Source organism: Corallococcus aberystwythensis, assembly GCF_003612165.1.
Classification (GTDB): domain Bacteria; phylum Myxococcota; class Myxococcia; order Myxococcales; family Myxococcaceae; genus Corallococcus; species Corallococcus aberystwythensis.
This window is the reverse complement of record NZ_RAWK01000022.1, coordinates 25,245-51,021: the sequence shown is the minus strand read 5'-3', so window position 1 is coordinate 51,021 and position 25,777 is coordinate 25,245. Positions and strand designations below refer to the sequence as shown.

The 25,777-nt window shown below is 66.9% G+C and carries 23 protein-coding genes; 18 read left to right on the top strand and 5 right to left on the bottom strand.

Annotation, left to right across the window (positions count from 1 at the left end):
- Positions 1 to 1,925 (top strand): CBM96 family carbohydrate-binding protein (locus tag D7W81_RS05755; protein ID WP_147445352.1); only part of this gene is annotated, 1,925 nt, incomplete at its 5' end.
- Between the two features lie 124 nt (positions 1,926 to 2,049).
- Here D7W81_RS05755 and D7W81_RS05750 read toward each other — a convergent pair.
- Entirely contained in the window at positions 2,050 to 2,364 is a 315-nt protein-coding gene (locus D7W81_RS05750) for a glycosyltransferase family 2 protein (RefSeq protein ID WP_120554307.1), read from the bottom strand.
- Between D7W81_RS05750 and D7W81_RS41825 the strand changes: the two genes are divergently transcribed.
- Positions 2,351 to 2,653, top strand: a complete 303-nt coding sequence (locus tag D7W81_RS41825; protein WP_147445351.1) for a hypothetical protein — start codon at positions 2,351 to 2,353, stop codon at positions 2,651 to 2,653. The genes D7W81_RS05750 and D7W81_RS41825 overlap by 14 nt on opposite strands.
- Positions 2,654 to 3,000: 347 nt before the next feature.
- Here D7W81_RS41825 and D7W81_RS05740 read toward each other — a convergent pair whose 3' ends face one another.
- Together D7W81_RS05740 and D7W81_RS05735 are read right to left on the bottom strand one after the other, a co-directional pair.
- A complete protein-coding gene (locus tag D7W81_RS05740; RefSeq protein WP_147445350.1) occupies positions 3,001 to 3,501 on the bottom strand; it encodes a hypothetical protein in 501 nt (166 codons plus the stop codon).
- A 32-nt stretch (positions 3,502 to 3,533) separates the two neighbouring features.
- Positions 3,534 to 4,700 carry a LamG domain-containing protein gene (locus D7W81_RS05735; RefSeq protein ID WP_158621458.1) on the bottom strand — a complete coding sequence of 389 codons (1,167 nt, stop codon included), beginning with the start codon at positions 4,698 to 4,700 and terminating at the stop codon, positions 3,534 to 3,536.
- A gap of 465 nt (positions 4,701 to 5,165) precedes the next feature.
- Between D7W81_RS05735 and D7W81_RS05730 the strand changes: the two genes are divergently transcribed.
- The 10 genes from D7W81_RS05730 to D7W81_RS05685 all read left to right on the top strand — a co-directional run bounded on the left by D7W81_RS05730 (position 5,166) and on the right by D7W81_RS05685 (position 19,015).
- Positions 5,166 to 5,699 carry an RNA polymerase sigma factor gene (locus D7W81_RS05730; RefSeq protein WP_158621456.1) on the top strand — a complete coding sequence of 178 codons (534 nt, stop codon included), beginning with the start codon at positions 5,166 to 5,168 and terminating at the stop codon, positions 5,697 to 5,699.
- Complete coding sequence (locus tag D7W81_RS05725) at positions 5,699 to 8,689, top strand: CHAT domain-containing protein (protein WP_120554302.1); 2,991 nt, start codon at positions 5,699 to 5,701, stop codon at positions 8,687 to 8,689. The genes D7W81_RS05730 and D7W81_RS05725 overlap by 1 nt, the downstream gene beginning before the upstream one ends.
- Positions 8,690 to 8,767: 78 nt before the next feature.
- Positions 8,768 to 9,421, top strand: coding sequence for a hypothetical protein (locus tag D7W81_RS05720; RefSeq protein WP_158621454.1), 654 nt, complete (start codon positions 8,768 to 8,770; stop codon positions 9,419 to 9,421).
- Between the two features lie 39 nt (positions 9,422 to 9,460).
- Positions 9,461 to 10,879, top strand: a complete 1,419-nt coding sequence (locus D7W81_RS05715; protein WP_147445349.1) for a hypothetical protein — start codon at positions 9,461 to 9,463, stop codon at positions 10,877 to 10,879.
- Between the two features lie 58 nt (positions 10,880 to 10,937).
- Positions 10,938 to 12,905 carry an SAVED domain-containing protein gene (locus D7W81_RS05710; RefSeq protein WP_158621452.1) on the top strand — a complete coding sequence of 656 codons (1,968 nt, stop codon included), beginning with the start codon at positions 10,938 to 10,940 and terminating at the stop codon, positions 12,903 to 12,905.
- Positions 12,898 to 13,968 carry a nucleotidyltransferase domain-containing protein gene (locus tag D7W81_RS05705; protein ID WP_120554298.1) on the top strand — a complete coding sequence of 357 codons (1,071 nt, stop codon included), beginning with the start codon at positions 12,898 to 12,900 and terminating at the stop codon, positions 13,966 to 13,968. The genes D7W81_RS05710 and D7W81_RS05705 overlap by 8 nt, the downstream gene beginning before the upstream one ends.
- Entirely contained in the window at positions 13,965 to 15,725 is a 1,761-nt protein-coding gene (locus D7W81_RS05700) for a ThiF family adenylyltransferase (RefSeq protein WP_120554297.1), read from the top strand. Before D7W81_RS05705 ends, D7W81_RS05700 begins: the two co-directional genes overlap by 4 nt.
- Before the next feature lie 4 nt (positions 15,726 to 15,729).
- Complete coding sequence (locus tag D7W81_RS44360) at positions 15,730 to 16,221, top strand: Mov34/MPN/PAD-1 family protein (protein ID WP_120554296.1); 492 nt, start codon at positions 15,730 to 15,732, stop codon at positions 16,219 to 16,221.
- Between the two features lie 424 nt (positions 16,222 to 16,645).
- Positions 16,646 to 17,734, top strand: coding sequence for a hypothetical protein (locus tag D7W81_RS05690; protein WP_244226985.1), 1,089 nt, complete (start codon positions 16,646 to 16,648; stop codon positions 17,732 to 17,734).
- A 129-nt stretch (positions 17,735 to 17,863) separates the two neighbouring features.
- Positions 17,864 to 19,015, top strand: a complete 1,152-nt coding sequence (locus D7W81_RS05685; protein WP_120554294.1) for an LOG family protein — start codon at positions 17,864 to 17,866, stop codon at positions 19,013 to 19,015.
- 18 nt (positions 19,016 to 19,033) lie between these two features.
- On the opposite strand, the gene D7W81_RS05680 is transcribed toward D7W81_RS05685, so the two are convergent.
- Positions 19,034 to 19,618 carry a HesA/MoeB/ThiF family protein gene (locus D7W81_RS05680; protein ID WP_120554293.1) on the bottom strand — a complete coding sequence of 195 codons (585 nt, stop codon included), beginning with the start codon at positions 19,616 to 19,618 and terminating at the stop codon, positions 19,034 to 19,036.
- 10 nt (positions 19,619 to 19,628) lie between these two features.
- A complete protein-coding gene (locus tag D7W81_RS05675; RefSeq protein ID WP_120554292.1) occupies positions 19,629 to 19,877 on the bottom strand; it encodes a hypothetical protein in 249 nt (82 codons plus the stop codon).
- Between the two features lie 170 nt (positions 19,878 to 20,047).
- On the opposite strand from D7W81_RS05675, the gene nfi reads away from it, so the two are divergent.
- From nfi to D7W81_RS05645, 6 genes are all read left to right on the top strand, one after another.
- Positions 20,048 to 20,761 (top strand): deoxyribonuclease V, encoded by a 714-nt coding sequence (gene nfi / locus D7W81_RS05670; RefSeq protein WP_120554291.1) that lies wholly within the window; start codon positions 20,048 to 20,050, stop codon positions 20,759 to 20,761.
- Positions 20,758 to 20,973: a DUF2905 domain-containing protein gene (locus D7W81_RS05665; RefSeq protein WP_120554290.1), complete on the top strand. Its 216-nt coding sequence runs from the start codon at positions 20,758 to 20,760 to the stop codon at positions 20,971 to 20,973. Before nfi ends, D7W81_RS05665 begins: the two co-directional genes overlap by 4 nt.
- 349 nt (positions 20,974 to 21,322) lie before the next feature.
- Complete coding sequence (locus D7W81_RS05660) at positions 21,323 to 23,671, top strand: GMC family oxidoreductase N-terminal domain-containing protein (RefSeq protein ID WP_120554289.1); 2,349 nt, start codon at positions 21,323 to 21,325, stop codon at positions 23,669 to 23,671.
- A gap of 102 nt (positions 23,672 to 23,773) precedes the next feature.
- A complete protein-coding gene (locus tag D7W81_RS05655) occupies positions 23,774 to 24,289 on the top strand; it encodes a DUF2267 domain-containing protein (RefSeq protein ID WP_120554288.1) in 516 nt (171 codons plus the stop codon).
- Between the two features lie 46 nt (positions 24,290 to 24,335).
- Positions 24,336 to 24,593 (top strand): acyl-CoA-binding protein, encoded by a 258-nt coding sequence (locus tag D7W81_RS05650; RefSeq protein ID WP_120554287.1) that lies wholly within the window; start codon positions 24,336 to 24,338, stop codon positions 24,591 to 24,593.
- Positions 24,594 to 24,605: 12 nt separating this feature from the next.
- The gene (locus tag D7W81_RS05645; protein ID WP_120554286.1) at positions 24,606 to 25,775 is read left to right on the top strand and encodes a metallophosphoesterase; all 1,170 of its coding nucleotides are present in this window, start codon (positions 24,606 to 24,608) and stop codon (positions 25,773 to 25,775) included.
- Positions 25,776 to 25,777 lie beyond the last annotated feature (2 nt).

Genomic DNA, 25,777 nt, shown 5'->3' with positions numbered 1-25,777 from the left:
GGGGAGAACCGGAGGGGGCTGGCGCCGCGCCGGAGGTGCGGTCGGTGGAAGCCCCGGCGGTGACGGCGGCCTGCAAGCCCCGGGAGGTCATCACGGAGGAGCGGCTCGAGCCGACGTACGACACCTACGTCACGCAGGACTCGCCGACGGCGAGCCATGGCACGTCGACGATGCTGGTCTCGGATGGCTCGCCCCGTCAGGACACGTACCTGGACTTCCGCTTCTCGGTGAGGGAGGGCTTCTTCCGGGCGCGGCTGCGGCTGTTCGCCACGGACGGCTCCACCAACGGCCCCGTGCTCTACCGCACCAGCTCTGGCTGGAATGACTCGCTCACGTGGAACACGCGTCCGGCGCCCGTCGGTGGTGCGCTGGGCAACGTGGGGGAGGTCGCCTCCGGAAGCTGGGTGGAATACGACGTGTCGTCCGTCGTCACGGCCAGCGGCGCGCACCCCTTCGTCCTGATTCCGGAGGGCGGCAACGGCCTGGACTTCGTCTCCAAGGAGGACGCCCGCCAGCAATTGCGGCCGGTGCTCGTGCTGTCCTATTCGCAGACCGTGTGCACCTACCAGGGCACGGGCGGTGAGCTGACCCAGACGCGCCGGCAGGGTGGGGCGGGCGACGAGCGCGCGCAGGCCCTGGCCACGGACAGCAGCGGCGCCCAGGTGGTCGCGGGCGTCTACACGGGCGCGGGCAGCCTTGGGGGCAGCACCTTCCCCTCCCAGGGCGGCTTGATGCTCGGCCGGTACCGCGCGGATGGCACCCACGAATGGTCGCGCGCGTTTCCGCAGGGCAACGCGATCCTGGAGGTCGCCGGCGTGACGCTCACTCCGCTGGGCAACGTGCTGATGGTGGGCAGCTACTCGGGCACGCCGGACTTCGGCACCGGCCCGTTGCCGGCGTCCCAATACGGCACGTTCATCGCGAAGTTCAGCCCCGCTGGGGCCCTCACCTGGGTCCGGGGCTTCACCGCCCGCATGGTCCGCGACGGAGAGGTGGAGGCCTACCCCATCCGCGCCAACGCGGTGGCCACGGATGCCAATGGCAGCCTCATCTTCACGGGGTACTTCCTCGGCTACGCCAACCTGGGCGGAGGAGACCTGTTCGCGGGCCAGAACAGCATCTCGATGGAGGATGCCTCGGCGGGCCTGTTCATCGCGAAGTACTCCTGGGAGGGCAACCACCTGTGGTCCAAGGCCTACGAGGGAGGCATTGGGCCGACGACGGGCGAAGCGCTGGCCACGGACAGCACGGGCCACGTGCTGCTCGGCGCGCAGGCGAGCCCGAAGTCCAATGGAGTCTCGGCGCTGGGGGCGACGAACCGGGAGACGCCCGTCGTGGCGAGGTTCTCTCCGGAGGGGACGCTGCTGTGGCGCCGGCCGCTCAACGGCGCGATGGGCACCGTGACAGGCGTGGCGGCGGCGCCCGGGGACGCGGTGGCCTTCGCCGGCCAGTTCAAGAAGACCTTCGTCTTCGCCGGCCAGACGGTGGCGAGCAGCCATGCGGGAGAGTGGGATGGCGGCAATGTGGACGTGATGTTGGGTGTGCTGGAGTCCGCGGGGACGGACCGCTGGGCCCGCCGGTATGGCAATGGCATCGGGGAGTGGGTGTCCGCGATGCGGGTGGACGCACAGGGGAACTTCCGGCTCGCGGGCTTCGCCGAGGGGCCCGTGGACCTGGGGGGCGGCGTGTTTGGACCTCAGTATGAGGCCGGCTCCCAGACCTTCGTGGCGGCCTACGCGGCCAACGGGGCCCACCGCTGGTCCCGGAGCGTGGCGCCGGACCTCTACGGCACGCCGCTGCTCGGAGTCCTCCCTGACGGCACGACGTACTTCGGAGGCACCCTGGATGGCACCACGTTCGTGGGGCCGACACCGGTGGGACCCTCGCAGGGCGCGGACCTGCTCCTGCTGAAGCTGACGCCCTGAGCGTCCGGCGCGTGAGTGGACGGCGCCCGTCCGTGAATGACGGGCGTCGTCCCGCGCATCCCAGGGACGTCAGTCGTTGAGCAGGGTCAGGTGGGGGAGCTCCCTGCCTGCGTGGGCTGGAGCATCAGTCCGTAAGCGGCGGTGGCACGCCCAGGGCCGCCAGGAATGAGGCGTGCCGCTGGTAGAGTTGTCCGAGGTCTGCACTGTGCCGCCGGGCATCCACGCCACGGCTGGTGTTGCCGGGGTGCACGCGGTGCAGATGGCTCAGGTGCGCGCCCTGGATGGGCAGGTGCCCGGCGATGAGGAGTCGCACGTACAGGTCCAGGTCCTCCGCCATCTCCAGTGTCTCGTCGTAGCCGCCCAATTCGTCGAAGAGGCTCCGGTGGAAGCAGACGTTGCCCTGGAGGAAATGTTCCGCCTCGAAGATGGGCGTCAGCATCGCCAGGGGGCGGCGCGAACGTCCAGGCCGCGTAGTCCTGTCCGGGCAGGTAGCGGCGGTCCTCGTCCATGCGCATGAAGTCCGCGACGAACCAGCGCCGCCCGGGGTGATGGAGGATGAGCTGGGCGTAATGATGCAGCGTGCGCTGCACCAGAAGGTCGTCATCATTGAGCGGCACCAGCAAGGCATCCGGAGAAACCTCGCGGATGAGGGCGTTGCGTGCGGCGCCCGGCGACAGGCGCTCCTTCTGGACGTGGATGTGGTGCTCCACCTCGAACTCGAGGGGTAAGCGGACCGTGGCGCACACACTGGTGACGGCTTCCGCCAGGTACTGTGCGCGTTCGGTCATGCTGGGGGGATGACCGCGAAGCGCAGGCTCGGGCCGTGGACCTCTGTGGACTTCATGGGGCTTCCTCCTCACGAAGACCAAGCTGGGGTCACGGGGAGGCCCGAGGACATCGCCCCCGGAGACGCGGCAGGGCACGTCCTGAGGGGAGGGCCTTCGAGGGAGGGCGCGGATACGACAAGGGTCCGGTCTCCCCGGGAACTCGGCCCCACACGGCCATCCGCGAACGGGCGCCGCCGCGGGCCCGCGCCGGAAGGCATGGGCCCACGGTCCTGGGACAGCGCCGGGGATTACTTCGACGTGCGGATGACCGACAGCTCGACGTCGCCAATCACCCGCTGGTCGCGGCCCAGGTCGAGCAGCAGTTCCTCAAGCACCTCGGCATCGCGAGACACCGTGGCGGACGAGGACGCAAGGGCCGCCTGCGCCGGATCCGCCTTCTCCCGCAGCATCGTGCCTCGCAGCACCAGCGGCGCGCTGCCTCGGCCCGCATCACCCAGCCGTTCAATCTGGATGCCCGTATAGCCCAGGACGGCTGGGGACTCGGTCACTGTGGTGCGCTGCCCGTCTGCTAGCGAGCGGGCGAGCTGCTCCTCGATGGCGCGCACTTGCGCGGGGTCGGTCACGAGTACGCTCGGGTTGGGACGGCCCGAGTACAGCAGGTACGTCACGCGCAGCCCCTGCTGGGGCTGTTCAGCCTGGAGGTCCGACGCGAAGGCCGTCATCGGCCCAGCGACACCCAACCCCAGCGCACCGCACACGACGAACGCACGAAATGAAAGACGAGACATGGAGGGTTCTCCGTGGAAAGGGGAGGGGAGGACTAGTTGATGGACTCGTGGCCGTAGCCTTCGGCGATGTCCGACCAGAGCATGAAGAAGCCGCAGAACTGGCTGTACGGACCGCGGTTGGCGGTGCGCGGATCCGTGATGACCTGACCCGCGTTGTCCAGGTTCGTCGCGCGCGTCCCGCCCGGCTTGTGGGTCCAGGTGCCGTTCTCGTCGAGCCGGTACCAGTGGTAGTCGTAGCCCGGCGCCACCACCAGCGCGACGCCCGTCTTGAAGTTCAGGATCGTGCTCGGATAGCCGGAGAGGGGCTCCAGGCCGTCATTGATGGCGGCTTGGCGCACCAATGAGCAGTCCATGGACGTTGCCTGCGAACCGGAAGCCTTGCCCGGCTGGGCGAACGTATTGGTGGCCTTGTTGTTGGCGTAGTTGTAGCAGTTGTTCTGTCCCTGTCGGCTGTTGTCGTTCCAGAAGGACGGCGTGTAGCTGGGCCGGCCCGGGTTGAGCACGTTCCAGATCTCGTAGTTGGGCAGGGCGCGGTTGAAGACAAATACATCGTCAATCCGGTCGGAGAACCGGTACCCGGCGCCGTCCTTGTGGCCGCCGATGAGGAACGAGTTGTTGGTGTTGTTGATGTTGCCCATCTTGGGCGTGGCCAGGCCGGCATCATACCCATCGATATAGAAGGACATGTGCACTGGCCACGAGGTGCGGCTGACGCTCACCGCGACGTGGTGCCAGCGATTGGGCGTCAGCATGGGCGAAGAGGTGTAGTTGGCCCAGCCCGTCTCATCCGCCAGCTGGAGCACCAGTTGGTTGCCTTCAATGACCGCGAGCGAATAGCCGCGTCCGTCACTGCCACGGTTGTCGATGAGGGTCTTGATGTAGCGGCTGGTGTCCGTCATGCGGATCCATGCCGTCAGCGTGAAGCTGCCGGTGCCAAAGTTCAGGTTCGGCGAGTTGTTCACTTGGAGGTACTTGTCCCCCACCAGGTTCATGCCGTTGTCCCACCACCCCCAGGATTGGACCGTCCCACCCACGACCGTCGCCGTATGGCCTAGGCCACTGGTGTCGGGAGCCCGCTCCGGGAAGAACGGCGACTTGAGGGTGGTCTTCCATTCGCCGACCAAGCCGTTGGTGACCCGGTTGGGCACGGCCTCGCTCGTCATGACGGGCGCGAGGACCGCGAGGGCCGCAGTCCACATCCACTTAAAATCTTTCACACTGCCTCCTTTTGCCGGGGAAAAAGGCGAGCGCGGACATACCCGACCGCTCTGACATCCCCGGGAGGACCACTGAAAAGCCCGGCCGCCCGCCTTCCTTTTAGGAAGGGAAATCTGGGCGATGCTGTCGTGCGCCCGACAGGGGGAGGAATACGACGGCAACATCGTCAGCGGTGGCACCACGGCGCCACCTGCAAGCGCAAAGGGAGTGGAAAACGACCCTCCTGGTCCACCCCTTCATCCGAAAACCTGCGGGTGGAGGTAACAAAATGGCCACTCGGCGTCTGGTGCGCAGGCAAGCTCCCCATGTCCCTACCCGATGCCCCTCCTCCAGACGCGTGTCCGCCCCAGGAAACGCCCACTCCCGACCAACGGGGGCAGGCACGAGGTACCGCCATCACCTCGCCTCTTTCTGCCCGAAAGGCAATGGAGAGGCTTCCGCCCGGCATGAGGACAGAAGCCAGTGCCCAACGACTGGGCGAGCTCGCCATGCAGCACCGCGACTGGCTGTTGAGCCAGGCGAGGAACCTCTGCAGGAACGAGACGGACGCCGAGGACCTCGTGCAGGAGACAATCCTGCGCTTCATCAAAGCTTTTAACGGCAGTGAGTCCCTTCCGGATAGGAAGACCTGCGGTTCCTGGCTCAATACGACCCTCAGCAATCTCTTCTTCAGCCAGTGCCGCAAACAACAGGTCCAGAAGAAGCACCTCCCGGATCCGACCCGCCAGGAACAGACCGAGGCGGCCTCGAAGCATGCGGCCCTGCCGGACCTCGACGATGTGACCCCGGAACAACTCGCCAGGGCCGTCGAAACCCTGAGCCCGCCGATGCGGACCACCTACGAGCTGTATGCGCAGGGAATGAAATACCGCGACATCGCCCTGGCACTGAACATTCCGGTGGGCACTGTCTCCAAGCGCCTCCATGACATCCGCGCGAAGCTGGGTGCGATCCTTCGCCCACACCACAAGGTGAATTGATGGCCAGCCCCTGCGAGCATGTGGCGCTCTTCGTCGATGGTGAGCTTTCGCCCGAGGAGGCCGAGGATTTTCGCCAACACCTGCCGGACTGCGTGCCCTGTCAGCGGGAGATTCCCGCCCTGCTCCAGTTCAAGTTCCTGGCCAGGGAGCACGTTGGCGCCCCGGAGGAGTTGAATAACCCGCGACCATTGCCGTCCCCTGCTGCCCCCTCTGTCTGGTGGAAGCAGACCCGGGTCCTTGCCGCGATGTCGTTCACGGTCGTCGTCGTGGTGCTGCTGCTCCTTGCGCGGATGCCTTCCGGGCATTCCCCTGTCCATGCTCCGCTCCTGGTCGAAGGACCGGAGCGTCTGCTTGAGCCCAGGCTCAGCCATCCGTCCATGGCCCGTTACCGTCCCCTGGCCAGCAGACCCATGGCGGCGCAGGCCGGCCCTTCTTCCGTCCTTCCGGCGTATGATGTCCTGCACGAGCTCCAACAGGATGAGGACTACCGGGGATTGGCCACGGCCATGCTTCTTCGGGACGGCCCCGCTTCGGCCAGGCAGGTCCTTTCCGTCCTGAATCAGCTCCACCCGTCCCCGGAACGCGAAGCCGACCGAGCCGCGGTCCTGCTCGTTCAGGGTTCCTTCGACGAAGCCTTGAAGGCGGCGGATGGGGCCCTGGCGCAGCGCCCCCAAATGCCACAGGCCCTCTGGAACCGGGCCCTGGCGCTCCGGGAGCTTCAACTGCCGTGGATGGCGGCCAAGGTGTTCACGGACATCGCCAACCTGCAGGAACCCGGCTGGTCGGAAGAAGCCCTGCAGAAATCGCGGACCTTGCGGCACACGATGCCTGACCGGAAGCAGCGCGACGCACAGGACGCCCTGGGCAGGTCTCTTGTGAATATGGATCCAGCGGCGCTTCCCAGTGAGTTCAGCCTCTGGCCCAGCGCCCGCATCTACTTCTACGACGCGGTCCGGTCCGCGACCCACCGCGCCCGGGTCCTGGCGTTCGAACCCCTGGCGCGGAAGCTGGACGCTCGCGCGGGCGGACGGGTGCTCCAGGACTATGTCGCCCGGGTCGCGGGAGCGGATTTTCAGCACCGGGGCCCTCTGGCGAAAACCTACGCGGACCTGGTTCACGACCGCCTGTCCCGCGCCCAGCAGGAGCAGTTCCTGGCCCGGCTCCTGACGGCAGGAGAAGACGACCTGCTCTTGGGGGCGCTTGTCTTAATGGGAGCCGTTCCCCAACACCTGTCCCTCTTCGAGCAGAAGGCCTCCGCGAGTGGGGACCCCTGGTTCACTCTGACCGCGGCCAGGGCGCGCGCGACAGAAGAGCGCAGCCTCGCGGCGAAAGACGGGGGGGAGACCACCGAGTGGACCCTTGCGGCCCATTGGAACCAAGCACTCCGGACGCTGTTGGACGCACAGCGTCTGTGCACCACCCCCGGCCTGGACTACCGCTGCATCCAGATCGACATCGACCTCTCCACCCTCTACACCCAACTCCACCGGCTCGACGATGCGCGGAGACATGCTCAACAGGGTCTGCTCCTCACCCGGAGAAACGGTGACTGGTATCTGGAACGGGACCTGCTTTTGAACGTCGCACAGGTTGCGCGCCTCGTGAATGACGCTCCGCTCGCGCGCGCCTACTACGGCGAAATCCTGGAGCGAGACCCGGGAGATCCCGACACCCGCCGCCGGGTCCACCAAGCGCTCGCGGACGTGGCTTGGCACCAATTGAATGTGGACGAAGCCAGGAGTGAACTGGACTCGGCATTGGCCACGGGACTCCCACTCTCCGCCAGTGGCGCCTTCACCCTGGCGGATGTTGCCCGGCTCCGGAGCGCTCCTGGGGACGAGGCGCAATTACAGAAGACCCTTGATGCGACTCCCCCCACGAATCAAGGTGAGCGCTGGGTTACTGCCCACGCCATGGGGCGGTTCGTCATCGAGCGGGACCCAGCGCGCGGACTGGCGCTGCTGAACGAGCTTTCGCAGCAGGTGGAAGCCGCAGCGAAGCAAGGACTTCCGGAGGCCCGGCGGGTGCGAGCCTACGGGTTCACGTCCCTGCTCATGGAAGCAGGGCATCGAAACGACTTCACGGAAGCACTGGCATTGATGGCGCGGGAGCGTGGCACCCCACTTCCCGCCCGCTGCCTCCTCGCTGCCACCGTCGACTCCGAACGCACCCTGGTGCTCTCCCTTGACTCGCGGGGGACGCTCGTCGGCCATTATGATGCCCTCCGGAGGCAGCCGCTGGAGTCACGGCTCGACGACCTCGTGCCGGAGACCGTTCTCGCCTCCCTGCGCGGCTGTGCCCAGGTGGACGTGCTCGCGCGCGCGCCCCTGCATGGCCGTGCCGGAATCCTCCCCTCCCAATTCGCATGGAGTTACCTCACGCGGGCCACCGAAACCCGCCGCCCGCCACCGTCCGGCATGGCCCGGCACCTGGTGGTTTCGGAAGTCACGCTTCCTCCGGGCCGAGACCTGCCCAGGCTGAACGACTGGCAAGCCGGCTTCGGCCCGAAGGAGGAGCAGGTGCGGCTTTCCGGCGCACAGGCCACGCCAGCCCGTGTCCTCGCCATGATGGAAGATGCTTCGGAAGTCGACCTGGTGACCCACGGTGACATCCATGCCGGCTCCAGTGCCTCCTTCCTCCTATTGGCCCAGGACGCGGGCGGTCCCGAGTTGCACGCAGCCCAGGTACGAACAGCCACGCTCCGGAACGCGCCATTCGTCGTGTTGGCCGCATGCAAGGCCGCCCACACAACCTACGCTGTCCATGAGCCCTTGAGCATTCCCGCGGCATTCCTTGACGCGGGGGCGCGTGGCGTCCTGGCCGCGCCCATCGACCTTCTGGACAAGGAGGTCAACGCTTTCTTCAACCAGGTCCGGGAGCGGTTGCGAGCGGGACAGCCTGCGGCGATTGCCCTTCGCGATGAGCGTGATGCATGGCGCCATGACGGGCGCGACAGGAACTGGCTGGATGGCATTCTTTTATTTGAATGAAGCAAGGTAACAAACCGGTCCAAAGGGCGTCCGATTGCCAGGTGAATCCCGCACCTGTATCCATCTGGAGGAAGCGCCTTGGACATGCCGAAGCCGCCGTACCACGACCTGGAGTTCTCACAGGAACAGGTGTTCTGGCCACGAGACACGACAGCGCAACGTCTCGTCTACCTGATGCCGTTGCCTCGGCCGACGGAGTTTCTGGCGTTCGGAGTGCTCTCCCCGGATGAGACATGTTTCGTCGGCCGCGGACGGGTGAATACGAACCTGGGTCCATTTATCGAAAGGATGATCCGGGACCGCGCGGAAGTGCGGCTTTACGAATGTCCACCGCTGCCACGCGAATTCATCGAGCAGTACATCAGCAACCCTCCCTGGGAGGGCCACGAGGTGGAGAATCCCACGGGCACTCCCGTACGCGGATTCGCCCCTAGGACTGTGCCTGACTACGTAGGTGGGACCACCGGCCCGCTCTGGCCCGAAGGGGTGGAGGCGGGGCGGTGCACCCTGCTCATTCCCCTGGAGGACCCCAAGGCATTCCTAGCGCTTGGCGTTGCGCCGGAGTCCGGAACGGTGTTCTTCGCGAGAAAGGGCCTGTTGGAGGTATCGCTCGGCGAGCTCATCAGTCAGGCGGTGCGCGAGCAGTCCCGTGTGGAGTTGCATGCGCGCCCAGCCCTGCCCAGGGACGTGTTGGACCGCTACCTGCAATTGCCGGCTACGTACAATCCCTAGCTACGGACGGCCGAAGCCCGCCGTCCCGGGAGTTCTTCCATGCCCCTTGAGTTGCTGCTCGCGCACGCAGATACACGCGAGCCCGTTCTTGTTCCAGGATTTGACGACCGGGTGTTGCGAAACCCGCCTTCCATTCAGGGCATCTCACGACCGAAGTACCTGTGGAGTGACGCGGGGGACTTGGATGATTTCCCGGCACAACGCTGGGGCATCGTCTATCCACAAGGGCCCGAGGGAGAGCGACTGCTGGGGCTTATCGAGCCACTCCGGGAGCTGCGCCAGGAAGAGCAGGGCGGCGAGGTTCGCGCCTATGCGGTTCCATCCGGCCTGGACCGGGAGGCAGCCCACCGGTGGAAGGAAAGCCATTTCGACACGGAAAACGGCCAGGACCAGGACCGCCCCCGATACCTGCTGATCCTGGGCGACCTGGACGCGATTTCCCTGGAGTTTCAGCAGGTCCTGGCCACCAACGCACTCGTGGGCCGTCTGGTGTTCCCATCCGAGGAGGGTTATCGGGCGTATGTCCGGAAAGTCCTCCGCTGGGCACGAACACCGGCGGATGCGGAGCGGGCGCAGACGCTCTTCTACACAGCGTACGACGAGACTGACGCAACCCGCCTCGGGCACGACCAGTTGATGGTACCAAGCGTGGAGGAGTGCCATCGGCTCCAGAAGTCGGCCAGACTTCCGTCGGCTCCCCCACGACACTGGATTGAAACGGGGAGCGGGAAGGGCTCTGCCGTCGCGAGATTTCTTGAACTCGCGCGAGGAACCGAACCGTCGGTACTCTTTTCGCTCAGCCACGGACTTGGCCATCCGAGGGGCGGAAGCTGGTACTCCGCCGAGGAACAGCGGGCCCTTCAAGGCGCTCTGCTGCTGCCCGGCGGAGAGCACCTTCGCGCAGAGCATGTCGAGACGGTCCCCTTCCTGGCGGGGGGCATCTGGTTCTGCTTCGCATGCTTCAGCGGCGGCACCCCGATGCAGAGCGCCTATGCGTCATGGTTCCAGGACCTCGAGCCAAGAGAGGCGGCACGCCTCAAGGGACTGATGCGCCCTCGCCAGGACCGTCCGTTCATCGCCGCGCTTCCACAAGCCGCCCTGGCCAATCCAGACGGCCCCCTCGCGGTTCTGGGACACGTGGATCTGGCGTGGACCCAGAGCTTCAACGACCGGGGACGCAGCAGGTTCATGCGCTTCGCGGGCTTCATCCAGGAACTCGCCAGGCGGAGAAGGGTGGGGGCCGCCATGTCAGGCATCCTCAAGGCCGTTGCTGAGACAGGTGCCGCCTTGACGTCGAGCCATCACCAGCAACGAACGGCCCACGTGTCCGGCCAGACCTATGCAGGCAGCCCCGCCGAGCAGGCTCATCGGTGGATGCTGTACCACGACCTTTCGAGCTTCGTGCTACTTGGCGACCCGGCGGTCCGGCTTCCATTGCGTGAACAAAGCCGGAGGTAACAAAGGCCATCTCACGGCGTTTGTTGTTCCCGAAGTCACACACTCGCAGGAAGATGCCATGCCTCCCAAGCCCTTCCCAGTAGAAATCAAGCTGGAATTCACGGGGAGCTCCCGCAAGGAATTCGACTGGAAATCGAGAACGTACTCCGCCAAGCGTTCCCGTGGCCCCAAGGCGACAGTGAGCATTCCCTGGTTCAAGCTTCGTACGGACCTGAAGGCGCTCGCACGGAATGAAGCGGGTGAAGCCCACAGTGAGCGAATCTCAAAGGTCTTGAGTGAATCCCTCAGACCCGCGGACTGGGCCCTGGTCGAGTCACAAATCAAGGATGCGCTTCACCAAGGTCGCCCTGTCCATCTGACAGTTTGCGCCGCGGATGCGGACGAATTGTATTTCCTTCCATGGGAACTCCTGACCATCGGTAACGGGCCTCCATTCGCCGAAACGGACGATTGCGTGCTGCAATATGAGTACGACTGTGAGCCTCGCAATGAGCCCGAGCCTCGGCCTCAGGGACGAATCCTTTTCGCGTGGTCATCCGCGGGAGGATGGGTTCCCCATGAAGAGCAGCTGAGTGCACTCAAGGAGGTTTGCGCCGCCGCTCGTTTCGACTTCGATCCTGAGAACGATGTCCTTGCCAATGCCACCAAGCAGCAGCTCGCCGAGAGGATCCGGCAAAGCTCCCGCCCGTTCACGGCACTGCACCTGCTGAGCCATGGGAAAGAACTCGTCGGTGGCACGTATGGACTCGAGCTCAATGCCTTCGAGCCGACGGAGGGGGCCGAAACCGTCGATGCCCGGCGACTGGGTACCCTGCTCTTCGCGAAGGCCAACTCCCTCCGCCTCATCACGCTCAGCGCCTGCCAGAGTGGAGACTCGGGTTCCCCGGCCCATCCCATGAGGAGCATCGCCCAGATGCTCCACACGAATGGTGCACCCGCCGTTATCGCCTCCAGATTCCCGCTGAGCTGTCCAGGCTCCCTCGAATTGACTCACACGCTCTACACCCGGCTGCTCGTGGACGGAGTGAACCTGGGCGCCGCGCTCTCCACCGCACGCCGCCGCCTTCGCGAAACAGGATGCTATCGCGACAGCCGTTCTCTTCAGCTCTATGCCCGGGGCGGAGACGAGCCTGCACTCTATCCATTCAATCCGCCGCCCGTTCGGCCATCCGGGGCAGCGGCCCGCGAAGAACTGGTGCGCGTCTGTCATGAGGCATTGAGCCGGACTTCGGTGGAGCCACTCGAAGAGGATGCTCCCGAGTTGTTCGCTCGCCGGAACGTCCGGCCGGGAATCGTCCTCATTGATCAACATGAGGCCATTGGAGAACGCCGATGGGAGCACCTGGAGCAGGAGGTCCGGCGATTGGCGGCACCGGCCGGCTTGCTCCGAAGCACCTTCAATGAACGTGGCACTGCAATCCTCTATTACGGTTTCCCCTATGTGCCCCTGGCACTCTTTGCTGGCTACCTGGCGAATACGCGCTTGGTGCATGTCCTTGAGTATGACCGGGGCCGCCAGCGCTTCACGTGGTCTACACAGCCGCCGGTCATCCATCCGCAGCTTGAGGTGACGTGCGACTTCCGCGAGTCAGGTTCCGCCGCACGCGTCAGGATCTCTGTCTCCAACGAGGTCAATGGGGATGTCTGCGCGGAGGTTCTGCCGGAGTCTGAAGTCCGCCTCGACCTCCATCTCAAGTTGACGCTTCCTCAGAAAGGAATCGTTCAAAGCGAGGCCCAGGTCGTCGAGTACGCCAAGGACATTCGGGAAGCCATCGAGAAGAACATCGGTGGGCGCAATGAATTCACCAGCGTCCACGTCTTTGCTGCCGTCCCTGTCAGTATTGCCTTCCACATTGGCCGGGCCCTGGCGTCCACCGGCCTCCCGGAATGCTACTCCTACAACTTCGACGGTCGCGACACACCTCGGTACAAGTGGCGCCTGGGTTTGAAGGCCGCCAAGGAGGGACATCCCTCCGTCACCCTGTTCAATCCATCCTCACAAGAAAGCGAAGTCGGCCATGGCTGACATCCAGAAGCAGTTCGAGCAGTTCGATGATGCAATCCGGCTCACCCGGCTCAAGGAGAACAAGGAACTCATCCAGAAGCGGGACATTATCTTGGGGAAGCTTCGCAAGGCCTTCGCGCAACTGCGTGAAGAAAGCGAAGCGGTCCCCACCTTCGAGTTCCATAATCAGGGCAGCTACGAGATGGGGACGGGAATCCACCCTGCGGAGGGACAGGACTACGACATCGACGTGGGGCTGAAGTTCAACTGCGCGAAGGAAGACCGTCCCAACCCCGTCAAGCTGAAGGAGTTGGTGGCCAAGGCCCTGCAGGACCACACGGAGTTGGGAACCGAGATTCGGCGCTCCTGTGTCACGGTCAAATACACCCGTGACGGAGAGCAGGCCTTCCATGTCGATCTCGCGGTCTACTCCTACGATGACCCGGAAAGCGAAACGAAGCGGCTCTTCATCGCGAAGGGGAAGTCTGGCGCGGATGAGAAGAGTCGTTCCTGGGAGGAGTCGGATCCCGACGGCCTCATCCTCTGGGTAGAGCAGCGATTCACCGGGATGGAGCAGGACCAGTTCCTTCGCATCATCCGGGTGCTGAAACGCTGGAAGACGGAGAAATTCAAGACGGAGGGTCAGAATGCGCCGTCAGGCATCGGGCTGACCGTCGCTGCGGGGCAGTGGTTCCAGCCGCACGTCAAGCACGATGCATTCGCCGCACGATCCAGGTGTGATGATCTGGAGGCATTGCGAGGCTTTGTCACCACCCTGGCATCCAAGTTCCAGGTGGTTGGAAGGAAACAGGATGGGGCCCTGCTGTACCGTCTCTCCGTTCCCGTCCCCGTGGCGCCGGGCACGGACATCTTCACGAAGATGACCGACGGCCAGATGACGACGTTCCGGGAGCGGCTTCTCCAACTCCAGGAGAAGCTGGACAAGGCAACCCGTGATCCTGATCCCATCACCGCCTGCCAGCTCTTGCGCGGCGAGTTCGGACCGAAGTTCCCCGTTCCCGACAAGCCGAGCACCGCCAGTTCCGGAGGACGCGCGGCTGTGGGTGGGGGCATCTCCGCATGAATCCGCTTCGTGAGGAGTCCCTGCGTCAATCTTCAACGCACAAGCAAGCGCTCGAACAGGCCTGCCAGCGTGGAATCCTTGAGGATTGCAGCCCGGTCTTGTTGCAGACAGCTTCGAACAGGTTCGGGTACGAAGAAGCCACCTGCACAGGACGGTTGAGCGTGGCGGATCATGCGTTCCTTCTGCGCATCCGCCTGCCCTGGGCCTTCCCGCGATGCCTGCCGGTGATATCCATAGAGGGGATGAAGCCCGCCCTTCTTCTTCCCCACAGGCTCAGTGACAACGCGCTCTGCTTCACTTCGGACCTGACCCTGCTCGACCGAAAGGACCCTGAAGCAATCATCGAGGAATCACTGCTCAGGGTCCGCCGCATGCTCCACGACCTGGTGACTGGAAACCGCGGCCGGGAATTCCTGCGTGAAGCTGTGGCGTATTGGGAGGGCATCTCAGAAGGAGACGCCTTGGACTGCCTCATCACTGTCCGGGAGGAGCCCCGAATCGTATCCGTGCTTCGGACAGCTACGGAGGTGAGGGCCGTCGCGGATGATGCGGAGACCTACTCGCGCTCACGCCTGTCCAATCCCCATGAGCGACTCCATGTCGCCAATGCCCTCTACCTCCCACTGTCTCCAGACGGCGATGCGGTCGACTTCCAGGTATGGGAACTCGCGACGCCAGCGGGGTTGCGCGCATATGCGCGGCGGCTTCCGGATGTAATCAAGGCCGCGCTCGCGAGTCTCGTCAAACGTTGTGAAACATCACGGCACCTGCTCATCCTGGGACTCGAGCGGCCTGGACAGGACCGGGCCCTGCTTGGCCTTGAGCTGACTCAGCTTGAGCAGGGGCACCCGCTTCTCACGGACAGCACAAACGCGAAGCTGAAGCCCATCCACCTCGTCCGGTGGGACCGCTCCTACCTTCTGCCTCGCGGTGGCGCCGAGCCAGACCTTCAGGAATGCAACGTACTCATCGCGGGATGTGGTTCCGTCGGTGGCCATCTGGCCATGGCGCTGGCTCGGGCAGGAGTCGGACACCTCACCCTGGTGGACCCGGACATTCTCGCTCCAGAGAACACCTACCGGCACGTTTGTGGGATGGCATGGCGACGTCAGCCGAAAGTCCATGCCCTGATGGCAGAGATCCTCTCTCACACGCCATACATCGACGTGGAACCGGTTTTCGAATCATTTGAATGGTACATGAAAGAGCACTCCGAGCGCCTCTGCTCCTACGATTTGGTGATCGCCGCCCTGGGGATTCCTGCCCTGGACCTCCATCTGAATGAGTGGGTCTGGATGGATACCAAGCGTCCCCCGGTGCTCTTCGCATGGCTGGAGCCATACGGATTGGGCGGTCATACCCTGCTGACCCATGTGGCGGGACAGCCAGGCAGGCAACGAGGCTGCCTTGAGTGTCTCTATTCGCGTCCTATCGAAGGGGGGCCCCTGGAGAATCGGGCGGCCTTCGCGGCACCGGGCGTCAACTACGGCCGGGACGTGCTTGGATGTGGAGCCAGCTATCTGCCTTTCGCGAACCTTGATGCTCAGCGAACCGCGGAACTGGCGGCACGCCTGGCGTTGCGCGCGCTGCGAGAAGAAGCCGATGAAGCGACGTTGCTGTCGTGGAAGAGCGAGTCCGCCTCCTTCAAGAAGGCGGGATACTCCGTGACGCCTCGGTTCCTCGCGGGACAGGACGCCAGGGAGAGCCACCATTTCGATTTCGGACGGCTGGATTGTCCCAGCTGCGCGCCAACCTGAAGCCATGGAGGCCCTCTTGTTCAGGCGCGGCGGTGGAGGCGTCTTGAAGGTGCCTCCCGAGGTTCTTTCGCAGCTCAACCCATTTCGACAGCTGGAGCCTTTCCAGACGGAGGCAGGCGGCGTGATTCTCGGTCGCCGGCTCCAAGGATGTGACGACATCGTCATTGACGAAGTGACGACTCCCATGAAGGGAGACTCGCGGGCACGACTCCGATTCCACCGTGCGCCATCGCGGCATCAGTCGGTCATTGATGCTCGATGGGTTGAATCTCAAGGCACATGCCTTTACCTGGGGGAATGGCACACCCATCCCGAACCAAGTCCTACCCCCTCCAGTGTTGACCTCGAAGGCTGGGGAAGACGGTTGAGGGAGGACCGGTTCGAGGGCTCCTCTCTCTTTTTCCTCATCGTAGGAATGGAGCAAATCGTGATCTGGGAGGGCTTTCGGCAGCCCAGGCATGTCGTTCCACTCCAGCGCATGACGTCGGGCTCCTGAGCCGACTTCAAAGGAACTCCTGGTGGGCTGGAGAAGGAAAGGAGGCCTAGCGCAGAGCCGTCGAGGAAGCACCCGCACACGACAAGGGCCGGGTCCCCCTTCGGGAACCCGGCCCTGTCTACGCCTCCCGGGTGACCGGGGGGCGGGTGCGAACGTCAGGTCCCGGGCGCACTGCCACGGAAGGATGCGGTGGCCAGCTCCAGGTTCTCCAGAGAGGTCACCTTCGTGGCGGGGCGCTTCGGGGCCTGCATGTTTCGGATCTGCAATGGGCATCCCTCCTTTCTGGGGAGGCCGGACGGGGTAGATTTTCCGTTCCTGACACGCGCCCGGGCGGGAATCGGCGGCGGGGGGTGAGGGAAGAACGCGAGGTCTTCCGTTCAGGGGGGCGCGGCGAATATCCGCCGCTTCTTGCTGGAGCCTCCCCGTGAAGCCCTCCTCGACCTCCCTCGCCCTTGCCCTCACCAGTGCCGCCTGGCTGCTGGGGGCCGCTCCCGTCCACGCGGCACCCCCAGCGGCCTCCGGACCGCGTGAAATCGCGCGGGTCGGGGACCGTGGCAACCACGTCCTCTGGCTCGAGACCGACGAGGGCGTGGTGGACATCGCCGTCATGGCGACCTACCCGCAGCGCCCTCTCGTGGCCCCTCTCTTCCTCAAGAAGCACACTCCGGCGGAGGTGTTCCTCGCGCTGGCCCCGGCCCGGCAGGAGCTTCCGGCGGCGCTCGCGCGCCAGTCGCTCTTCGCGGTGGACTTCACCGCGCGCGAGCAGCTCCAGCGGGAGAACGCGGCCGCGCTCGCGGCGATGCCCTCCGGATTCGACTCGGGCGCTCAGTCCCTGACCGCGGGCTGCTCGACGTCCTTCCGGGCCTGGGTCGGCTCCGAGTATGGCGACGCCACGTGTGGTGACCCGAGCCAGGAGGTCATCAGCACCGCCCACCCGAGCGACACGTACTGCACCAGCGGATGTGACTTCCAGCTGGGTGTCCAGGATCGCGCCACGTGTGAGCCCAAGCTCCGCTCCTGCGACATCATCAAGGGGACGGCCACGGTGGTCCGGCTCCGCACGACCGACTGGTGGAATGGCGTCAACTTCAACCACCCGGGGCACTCGGCGCACTTCGCTGTCGCCAACTGCAGTGGCAACGGGCCCGTCACCTTCAACCGCGCGCGCGGCGCGTCGGGCACCTACACCGTCCAGGTGCCGGTCAACGGCATGCTCCACTACAAGCCGGGGACGCCCATCGTCCCCGCGAACGCCGCCAACTTCGTCGCCTATGGCTCGTGGAAGAAGGGCAAGACCGCGAGCGGTGACACGTATGTGAGCAACAGCATGTCGGTGGAAGCCAATGGCGGCACCGATGACCGGGTGATTGCCTGCGGAGACATCTATACGGACTACACCCTGCAGGATGTCTCGTCGCCCACCTGCCATGGCTCCGACATCTCGCTCTGCAGTGGCGGCAACTGCACCAGCTCCTGCTTCTACTGTTCGGGTGGCAGCTGCCCCACCAACTGAGGGAGCCCCGCGGGTCCTCGAGACACCTGGATTGAGCGGCTCGGTCCCGGTGGCCGAGCTTCTTTCCCTGACACGCGCCCTGTTCGTCGGGGATGATCCGCCGGGACTTCCCCTTCCCGGAGCGTTCACATGACGGAACTCGAGACCCTGGCTGCCTTCGAGCAGCACCTGCGCGAGGGCCGGAGCCTCGCCAACGTCATCCTCCAGGGGCTGGACCTGCGTGCGTACGGCGACGCGCTGCTGAAGGCGGACCTCACCGGCACCGTCTTCCTGGGCTGCCAGCTGGAGCCCGCGGCGCTGCAACAGGTGCTCGCGCGCGGGGCCATGGTGTTCCCGCCGTTCTCCGGGCTGCCCTATTGCCCGTACCGGGGCGCCCTCTACACACCGGAGGAGCTGTACGCGGGCTTCGACCCGACGCAGCCGGACACCTACGCGGACACGCTGGACGCGCGCATCTACGCGCACTGGAACTCGCGCGGCGGTGCCCACCCGCCGTCCATCCTGGAGACCCTGGCGCAGCGGCTTCACGACCACGCCATCAGCGACGCGCTGGAGGAGGCGCTGCTGGACGGGGGCAAGCCCCGCCGGGTGGTGGCCATCATGGGAGGCCATTCCATGCTGCGGGGACAGGAGGCCTACCGCTCCGTGGCGGAGCTGGCCCGTTCACTGGCGCGCCTGGGCTTCTTCCTGGTGAGCGGCGGCGGCCCGGGCGCCATGGAGGCCACGCACCTGGGCGCGTGGTTCGCGGGGCGGGCGGATGAAGACCTGGACGCGGCGCTCGCGGTGCTGGCGCGGGCTCCGTCCTACAAGGACCGGGACTGGCTGGCGCGAGCCTTCGAGGTGCGCGCCATCTGGCCCCTGCGCGACGCCGCGGCCATGGGTGACAGCCTGGGCATCCCCACCTGGCTCTACGGCCACGAGCCGCCCAACCCCTTCGCCACGCGAATCGCGAAGTACTTCGCCAACAGCGTGCGCGAGGAGGGCCTGCTCACCATCGCGCGGGGTGGCGTCGTCTACTCACCCGGCAGCGCGGGCACGGTGCAGGAGATCTTCCAGGACGCCTGCCAGAACCACTACAACACCGTGGGCGTCATCAGCCCCATGCTCTTCCTGGGCCGCGAGTTCTGGACGAAGACGCGGCCCGTGTACCCGCTGCTGCAGCATCTGGCCCAGGGGCAGGAGTACGCGCGACACCTGCTGCTCACGGACTCGAAGGAGGACATCGTCCAGGCGCTGGTGCGCTTCGACCAGGAGCGCGAGGCCCTGGCGCGGGCGGGCTGACGGTGCAGGCTCGGAGGCTCAGCCCTGACCCGCGAGCGGGGTGACGGCGCTCAGGTTCACGAAGGCGTCCCGCTTCACCCCGTGCTTGAGGAAGTCCTGCACCGCCCGCGCGAGCGTCGCGGCCAGCAGGCCCAGCAGGGGCAGGTGTTCGCCACCCTCGCAGGTGGCCTGGCCGTGCGTGTCCTCGGCGTCGGGCGTGAAGCGTTCGTCCCAGCGCACCAGCCCGAACGTGCCGTCCGCGGACACCGCGCCGTGCACCAGCGGCGTGCCCGTCTTCCGGGCGTGGTCGCTGAGCAGCTGTCGGCTGTCCTGGTTGTCGAAGCCGTCCACCAGCAGGTCCGCGCCCTTGCAGAGCGCCTCCACGTTGTCGCGCGTGAGGCGCACGCCGAAGGCCTCCGCCTTCACGCCGTGCAGGTTGTGCAGCTGGAGCTTCAGCGCCTCCGCCTTGTTCTTTCCGACGGAAGGCTTCACGAAGGCCTGCGACAGCAGGTTCTTTGACTCCACCCGGTCGAAGTCGATGAACACCGGCGTCGCGGCCAGGTTGCGGCACAACAGCGCCGTCGCGGACCCGATGGCCCCCACGCCACAGAAGACGATGCGCATGGTGGCCTCCTCAGCACGCCCCGAAGGGCACCTTCGGGCGCAGGTAGATGCGCTCCTCGCCCTGCGGGCCCCGGAAGCGGTCCACGACGTAGTGCTGGAAGGCCTCGTCCCGCAGCGGGATGTGGTGCAGGCCGGGCACTCCGCCCGAACGCATCAGCTCCACCGCGATGCGGCGCACGTCCTCGTCGCTGATGTACCGCTCCAGCTCCACTGGTACGTCCGCCGAGTGTCCGCCGAAAGTGATGTTGAGCGTCGCCATGGTCGCATGCCTCCAGGAAGGGGAACCCTGGCCGGGGGACGGCGCCCCCCCGCGCTCCCTGACAACCTCCACCCCGGTCCATGCCCGTCCTCTCCTGGACGGAGGGGGAGGGAGCGGCGGTCACGCCCCGCCCAGACGATGCACAGTGTTGGGTTCACGGGAGGCGACCCATGGAGTCACCGAGAGCACCACATGACTGGAACGTGACGCCCACGGAGGCCGTGGCGCTGCAGAAGCGCCTGCGCGAGCAGATCATCCTCGAACCACCTCCGGGCCTGCGCATCACCCGCCTGGGAGGCGCGGACATCTCCACGGAGAAGGGCAACGACACGGGCTATGGCGGCATCGTGGTGCTCGACGCCACGACGCTTCAGCCGGTGGGCCGCGCCGTGGCCACGGCGGTGCTGACGTTCCCCTATGTCCCCGGCCTGCTGTCCTTCCGCGAGCTGCCGGTGCTGGCCGCCGTCTGGAAGCAGCTCACGGTCCGCCCCGACGTGCTCATCTTCGACGGCCAGGGCACCGCGCACCCGCGACGGGTGGGCATCGCGTGCCATGGCGGCCTGCTGTTCGACATCCCGTCCATCGGCTGCGCCAAGTCGCTGCTGGTCGGCACGCCGGGGAAGCTCGCGGAGCGGCGGGGCGCCACGTCCCCCATCACCCATAAAGGAGAGGTGGTGGGCATGGCGGTCCGCACCCGCGCGGGCGTCAGCCCCGTGTACGTCTCTCCCGGCCACCGCATGGACCTGGACACCGCCGTGGAGTGGGTGTTGAAGGCCAGCCCCCGCTACCGCGAGCCTGAGACGACGCGCCACGCACACCGGCTGGTGAACGCCTTCCGCCGCGCGGGAGGCGAGGCCGCGGAACTGGAGGGAAGTCCCGGATGAAGCCCGTGGGGTTGATGCTGGTGGTGGTGGGCCTGGGGCTCGTCATCGTAGGGCTGTTGGTGTGGGCCGGGGCCTTCTCCTGGTTTGGCCGGCTGCCGGGGGACATTCGCGTGGAGAGCGGCCACACACGCTTCTACGCGCCGCTGGCGTCCATGCTCCTCATCTCCGTGCTGCTCAGTCTGGGCGCCTGGGTGCTGCGCCGCTTCTTCTAGGCCTTCGGACCGGAAGTCCGTCCCGATGAATGAGAAGGAGAGAACCCTGCTGGGGCTCTCCCTGGCGGCGGACCTCACGAACTGGTCCGACAGTCGGACCAGTTGGGAGGACCGCGCCCGACAGGGGGGCCGGGGTGGACTTTCCTCTCAAGGACCCGCGCCCTTCGCGTTTGTCCGCCAAAGGCCCTGACCAACCAGGTCGGCCGCCTGCTGTGCGAACGGGGGGACGGACGGGGAGTGGATCCAAGCCATTGAACCGCGCAGCATGCGGCCCCCTCCCTGGTGTCACCGGCTGGGAATAAAAGGCAGCATCTGAAAGAGGGCGGCGGTCAGGCCGCCAGGAGTGAGCATGCGCAGGCTGTCATCCCCGTGGAGCGAGCTGGCATCACACTACCCCGTGGTCGTCGTGGGGTCGGGCTATGGCGGGGGCATCTCCGCGAGCCGTCTGGCCCGCGCGGGCCAGCAGGTGTGCGTGCTGGAACGCGGCCGGGAGATGCACCCGGGGGAGATGCCCCGTACGCCCGCGCAGGCCGTGGCGGAGTTCCAGCTCCACTGCGCCCCGGGCCAGGGCGACCTGGACGTGGGCAGCCCCACCGGCCTCATCGAGGTCCACCGCAACGGCGACGTGTCCGTCATCGACGGCTGCGGCCTGGGCGGCACGTCGCTCATCAACGCGGGCGTGACGATGCGGCCCGACCCTCGCGTGTTCGAGGACCCCCGCTGGCCGGAGGCCCTTCGCGCCGACGTGCACGGCCTTCTGGAGGACGGCTTCGCGCACGCGGAGCTGATGCTGCGGCCCCTGCCGTATCCGGAGGACCATCCGCCCCTGCAGAAGCTCAAGACGTTCGGCATCTCCGCGGAGAAGCTGGGCGGACGGCTGACGCGGCCTCCGGTGGCGGTGACCTTCGAGGCGAGCGTCAACGCCGCCGGAGTGCGGCAGCCGGGGTGCTCGCTGTGTGGGGACTGCGCCACGGGCTGCAACACCGGCGCGAAGAACACCGTGCTGATGAACTACCTGCCGGACGCGCACGCGCACGGCGCCCGCATCTTCACGGAGGTGGCGGTGCGCGCGGTGGTGCCGGACGGCGCGAAGTGGCGCGTCTACTACCGCCCCCTCAACACCGGCCGCGAGCGCTTCGACGCGCCCGATGCGTGGCTCACCGCGGACCGGGTCATCCTGGCGGCCGGCACCATGGGCACCGCGGAGATTCTCCTGCGCTCGCGTGAGCGCGGCCTGTCCGTGTCCTCGAAGCTGGGCCACCGCTTCAGCAGCAACGGCGACGTGCTGGCCTTTGGCTACAACCTGGACATGCCCGTCCACGGCGTGGGCCACGGCGAGCAGGACCATGAGACGCGCGACCCGGTGGGCCCGTGCATCGCGGGCGTCATCGACCAGCGCGACACCGCGCGGCTGGACGAGGGGATGATCATCGAGGAGGGCGTCATCCCCGGCGCGCTCGCGTCGCTGATGCCCGCGGCGCTGGCGGGAGCCTCGGTGATGGTGGGCGAGGACACCGACGAGGGCATCCTGGACTGGGTCCAGGAGCGCATCCGCCAGGCGGACAGCTTCGTGCGCGGTCCAGACCATGGCGCGGTGGAGCACACCCAGACGCTGATGGTGATGTCCCACGACGAGGCGAAGGGAGAGCTGCGGCTGGAGCACGACCGCGTGCGCCTGCACTGGCCGGACGCCGGCCGCGCCCCGCAGCTCACCCGCATCGAGGAGCGCCTGCGCCGCGCCACCGCCGCGCTGGGCGGCACCTTCGTGCGCTACCCGCTCTGGTCCGAGGCCTTCGGCAAGGAGCTCCTGTGCACGCACCCGCTGGGAGGCTGTGTCATGGCCGACCGGGCGGAGGACGGCGTGGTGGACCACGAGGGGCGCGTCTTCTCCAGCGCTTCCGGCCGCGCGGTGCATGAGGGGTTGTACGTGTCCGACGGCTCGGTGGTGCCGCGCTCGCTGGGCATCAACCCGCTGCTCACCATCTCCGCTGTCGCCGAGCGCGCGTGCGCCCTGATGGCCCGGCGCCATGGGTGGACCATCGACTACGCGCCGCTGCCGGAGGCGGAGGCCCGTCCGGCCCCCGGGCCCGTGGGCGTGCGCTTCACGGAGACGATGCACGGCTTCGTGTCCGGTGACGTGAAGGCTCCGCACCTGGAAGCCGGAGACCCGGAGCGTGACGACGCCACGCCCCTGCGCTTCGTGCTCACCGTGACGGCGGAGGACCTGGACGCGACGCTGCGCGACGAGCGCCACCCCCTGAAGCTGATGGGCACGGTGACGGCGCCGGTGCTGTCGTCCCGCCCGCTGGTGGTGACGCGCGGCGAGCTGCGTCTGATGACCCGCGAGCATGCGCGGCCAGGCGGCCAGCGGATGGAGTACCTGCTCCACCTGCTCAACGAGTCCGGCGAGGCGTACTACCTGGAGGGCTACAAGGACCTCTACGACGACCCGGGCCTGGACCTGTGGAAGGACACCACGACGCTGTTCGTGTCCCTGCACCGGGGAGACGGGCCGGAGGCGCCGTGCATCGGCCGGGGCTTCCTGCGGCTGACGGCGGAGGAGTTCGCCCGCCAGCTCACCACCCTGCGGGTGCTCAACGCCCGGGATACCGTGCACCGCGCGGAGGCCCTGGCCCGCTTCGGCGGCTTCTTCTTCGGCGCGCTCTGGGACACCTACGTGCGGCGCGTGGCCGCCTAGCAGCCGGGCAGCCGGCGGACAGTGTCGCAGCTGGCAACGACGTGCCCTCCGGAACGGGCATGGGCACCCTGTTACCCACCGGGACCGACAGGGAGGACCCCCATGGCTGAAGACCGTGATCCGCAGCGCCGCTCGGGTGCACCCCAGGAAGAGGAGCCTGCGGAGGAGCGGCGCGAGCTGTCCATCGAGGAGCGGCGTGCGCGGCGCAGTGCGATGCGGGCCAGTCAGACGTATGCCCGCTTCATCGACCACCTCTGTGAGCGGGGAGGCATGTCCCCGGCCGTCGCCCAGCAGGCGGCCGTCTCCGTGCTCTGCGGCCTGGAGCAGCGCATCCAGGTGGAGGAGGCACATGACCTGGAGGCACAGCTGCCTCGCAAGCTCACGGAATTGCTGCACCGCTGTGAGCGCCACGACGCCGAGCCCCGTCCGGAGAAGTTCGGCCGCGACGAGCTCCTGAAGCAGGTGGGCGACGACCTTGCCCTGCATCCGGACGCGGTGGAGCCCGTGGTGCGCGCGGTGATGGACGCCGTCCGCAGTCAGATCAGCGAAGGCGAGGCGGAGGACGTGAGCGCCCAGCTGCCAGCGGACATCCGCCACCTTTGGCTGCCGACGATGTGAAGGGGGGCTGTTAAGGTCTCCGGCACACGCTTGCCGGAGACCGCGCATGGCCCTCGATGATGACTTCAGCGCCGCCCAGACCCGGGTGAAGACGCTGTCCAAGGCCCCCTCGAACGACACGTTGCTGGAGCTGTACTCCCTCTACAAGCAGGGCACCGAAGGGGACGTGCAGGGCAAGCGCCCCGGCATGCTCGATATCAAGGGGCGCGCGAAGTACGACGCGTGGGCCGGCCGCAAGGGGCTGGCGAAGGACGCCGCGAAGCAGCAGTACGTGGCGCTCGTGGACCGGCTCGTGCGCGGGTAGCCACGGCCCCTCATGCCCCACTGGCTCCGGATGGCGCTGTTCCTCGTGCCTGTCACCACGCTGCTCGCGGTGGCGCACGTCTACCTGTACCGCCGCCTGGTGCGCGACGTGACGGCGAGCAAGGCGCTGCGCCGCGCGGGCATGGGGCTGTTCGCCGGGGGGCTCGTGGGCTCCCTGGGCGCCCGGATGGTGGGGGCGATGTTCTCCTCCGAGGTGGCGTGGTGGACGGGCATCGCGCTGCTGGTGTGGATGGGGCTGGTGCTCTACCTGCTCATGTTCACCCTGGGGCTGGACGTGGTGCGGGGCGTGCTCGCCCGCGTGCGCAAGGTCCCGGAGCCGCCGTCCCCCGAGCGCCGGGCCTTCCTCGCGCGGGGGCTTGCCGCGAGTGCCACCGTGGCGGGTGCGACGGTGAGCAGCTTCGGCGCGTGGCGCGCGTTCCACCCGCCGGACGTGCGCGACATCCCGGTGCGGCTGCCCGGGCTGCCCAAGGCGCTGGAGGGCTTCACGCTGGTGCAGCTCACGGACATCCACATTGGCGGTGTGTTGCAGCGCCGCTTCGTGGACGAGCTGGTGGCGCGCACCAACGCGCTCAAGCCGGACCTCATCGCGGTGACGGGCGACCTGGTGGACGGCACGGTGCCGGAGCTGGGGCGGTACGTGGGCGGCTTCGGCGCGCTGAAGGCGCGGCACGGCGCGTACTTCGTCACCGGCAACCACGACTACTACTCCGGCGTGGCGGCGTGGACGGAGTTCGTGCGCGGGCTGGGCATCACGGTGCTGCGCAACCGCGCCGTGTCCATTGGGGACGCGGGCGCGTCCTTCGACCTCATCGGCGTGGACGACTGGAGCGCCCAGCGCTTCGGTGAACCCGGGTATGACCTGGACGCGGCGCTCAAGGGGCTCCGGCCGGACCGCGCGTCGGTGCTGCTGGCGCACCAGCCCTCCAACTTCGACGTGGTGGCCCGGCGCGGCGTGGGGCTCCAGATTTCAGGCCACACGCACGGCGGACAGATGTTCCCGGGCAACGTGGTGGGCCGCCTCATCTGGGGCGAGCAGAACGCGGGCCTGAGCCAGCTGGCCCAGTCGCACCTCTACGTCAGCCGCGGGTGCGGCTTCGTGGGGCCGCCCATGCGCGTCGCCGCGCCGCCGGAGATTGCCCGCATCATCCTGCTGCCGGGCTGAAG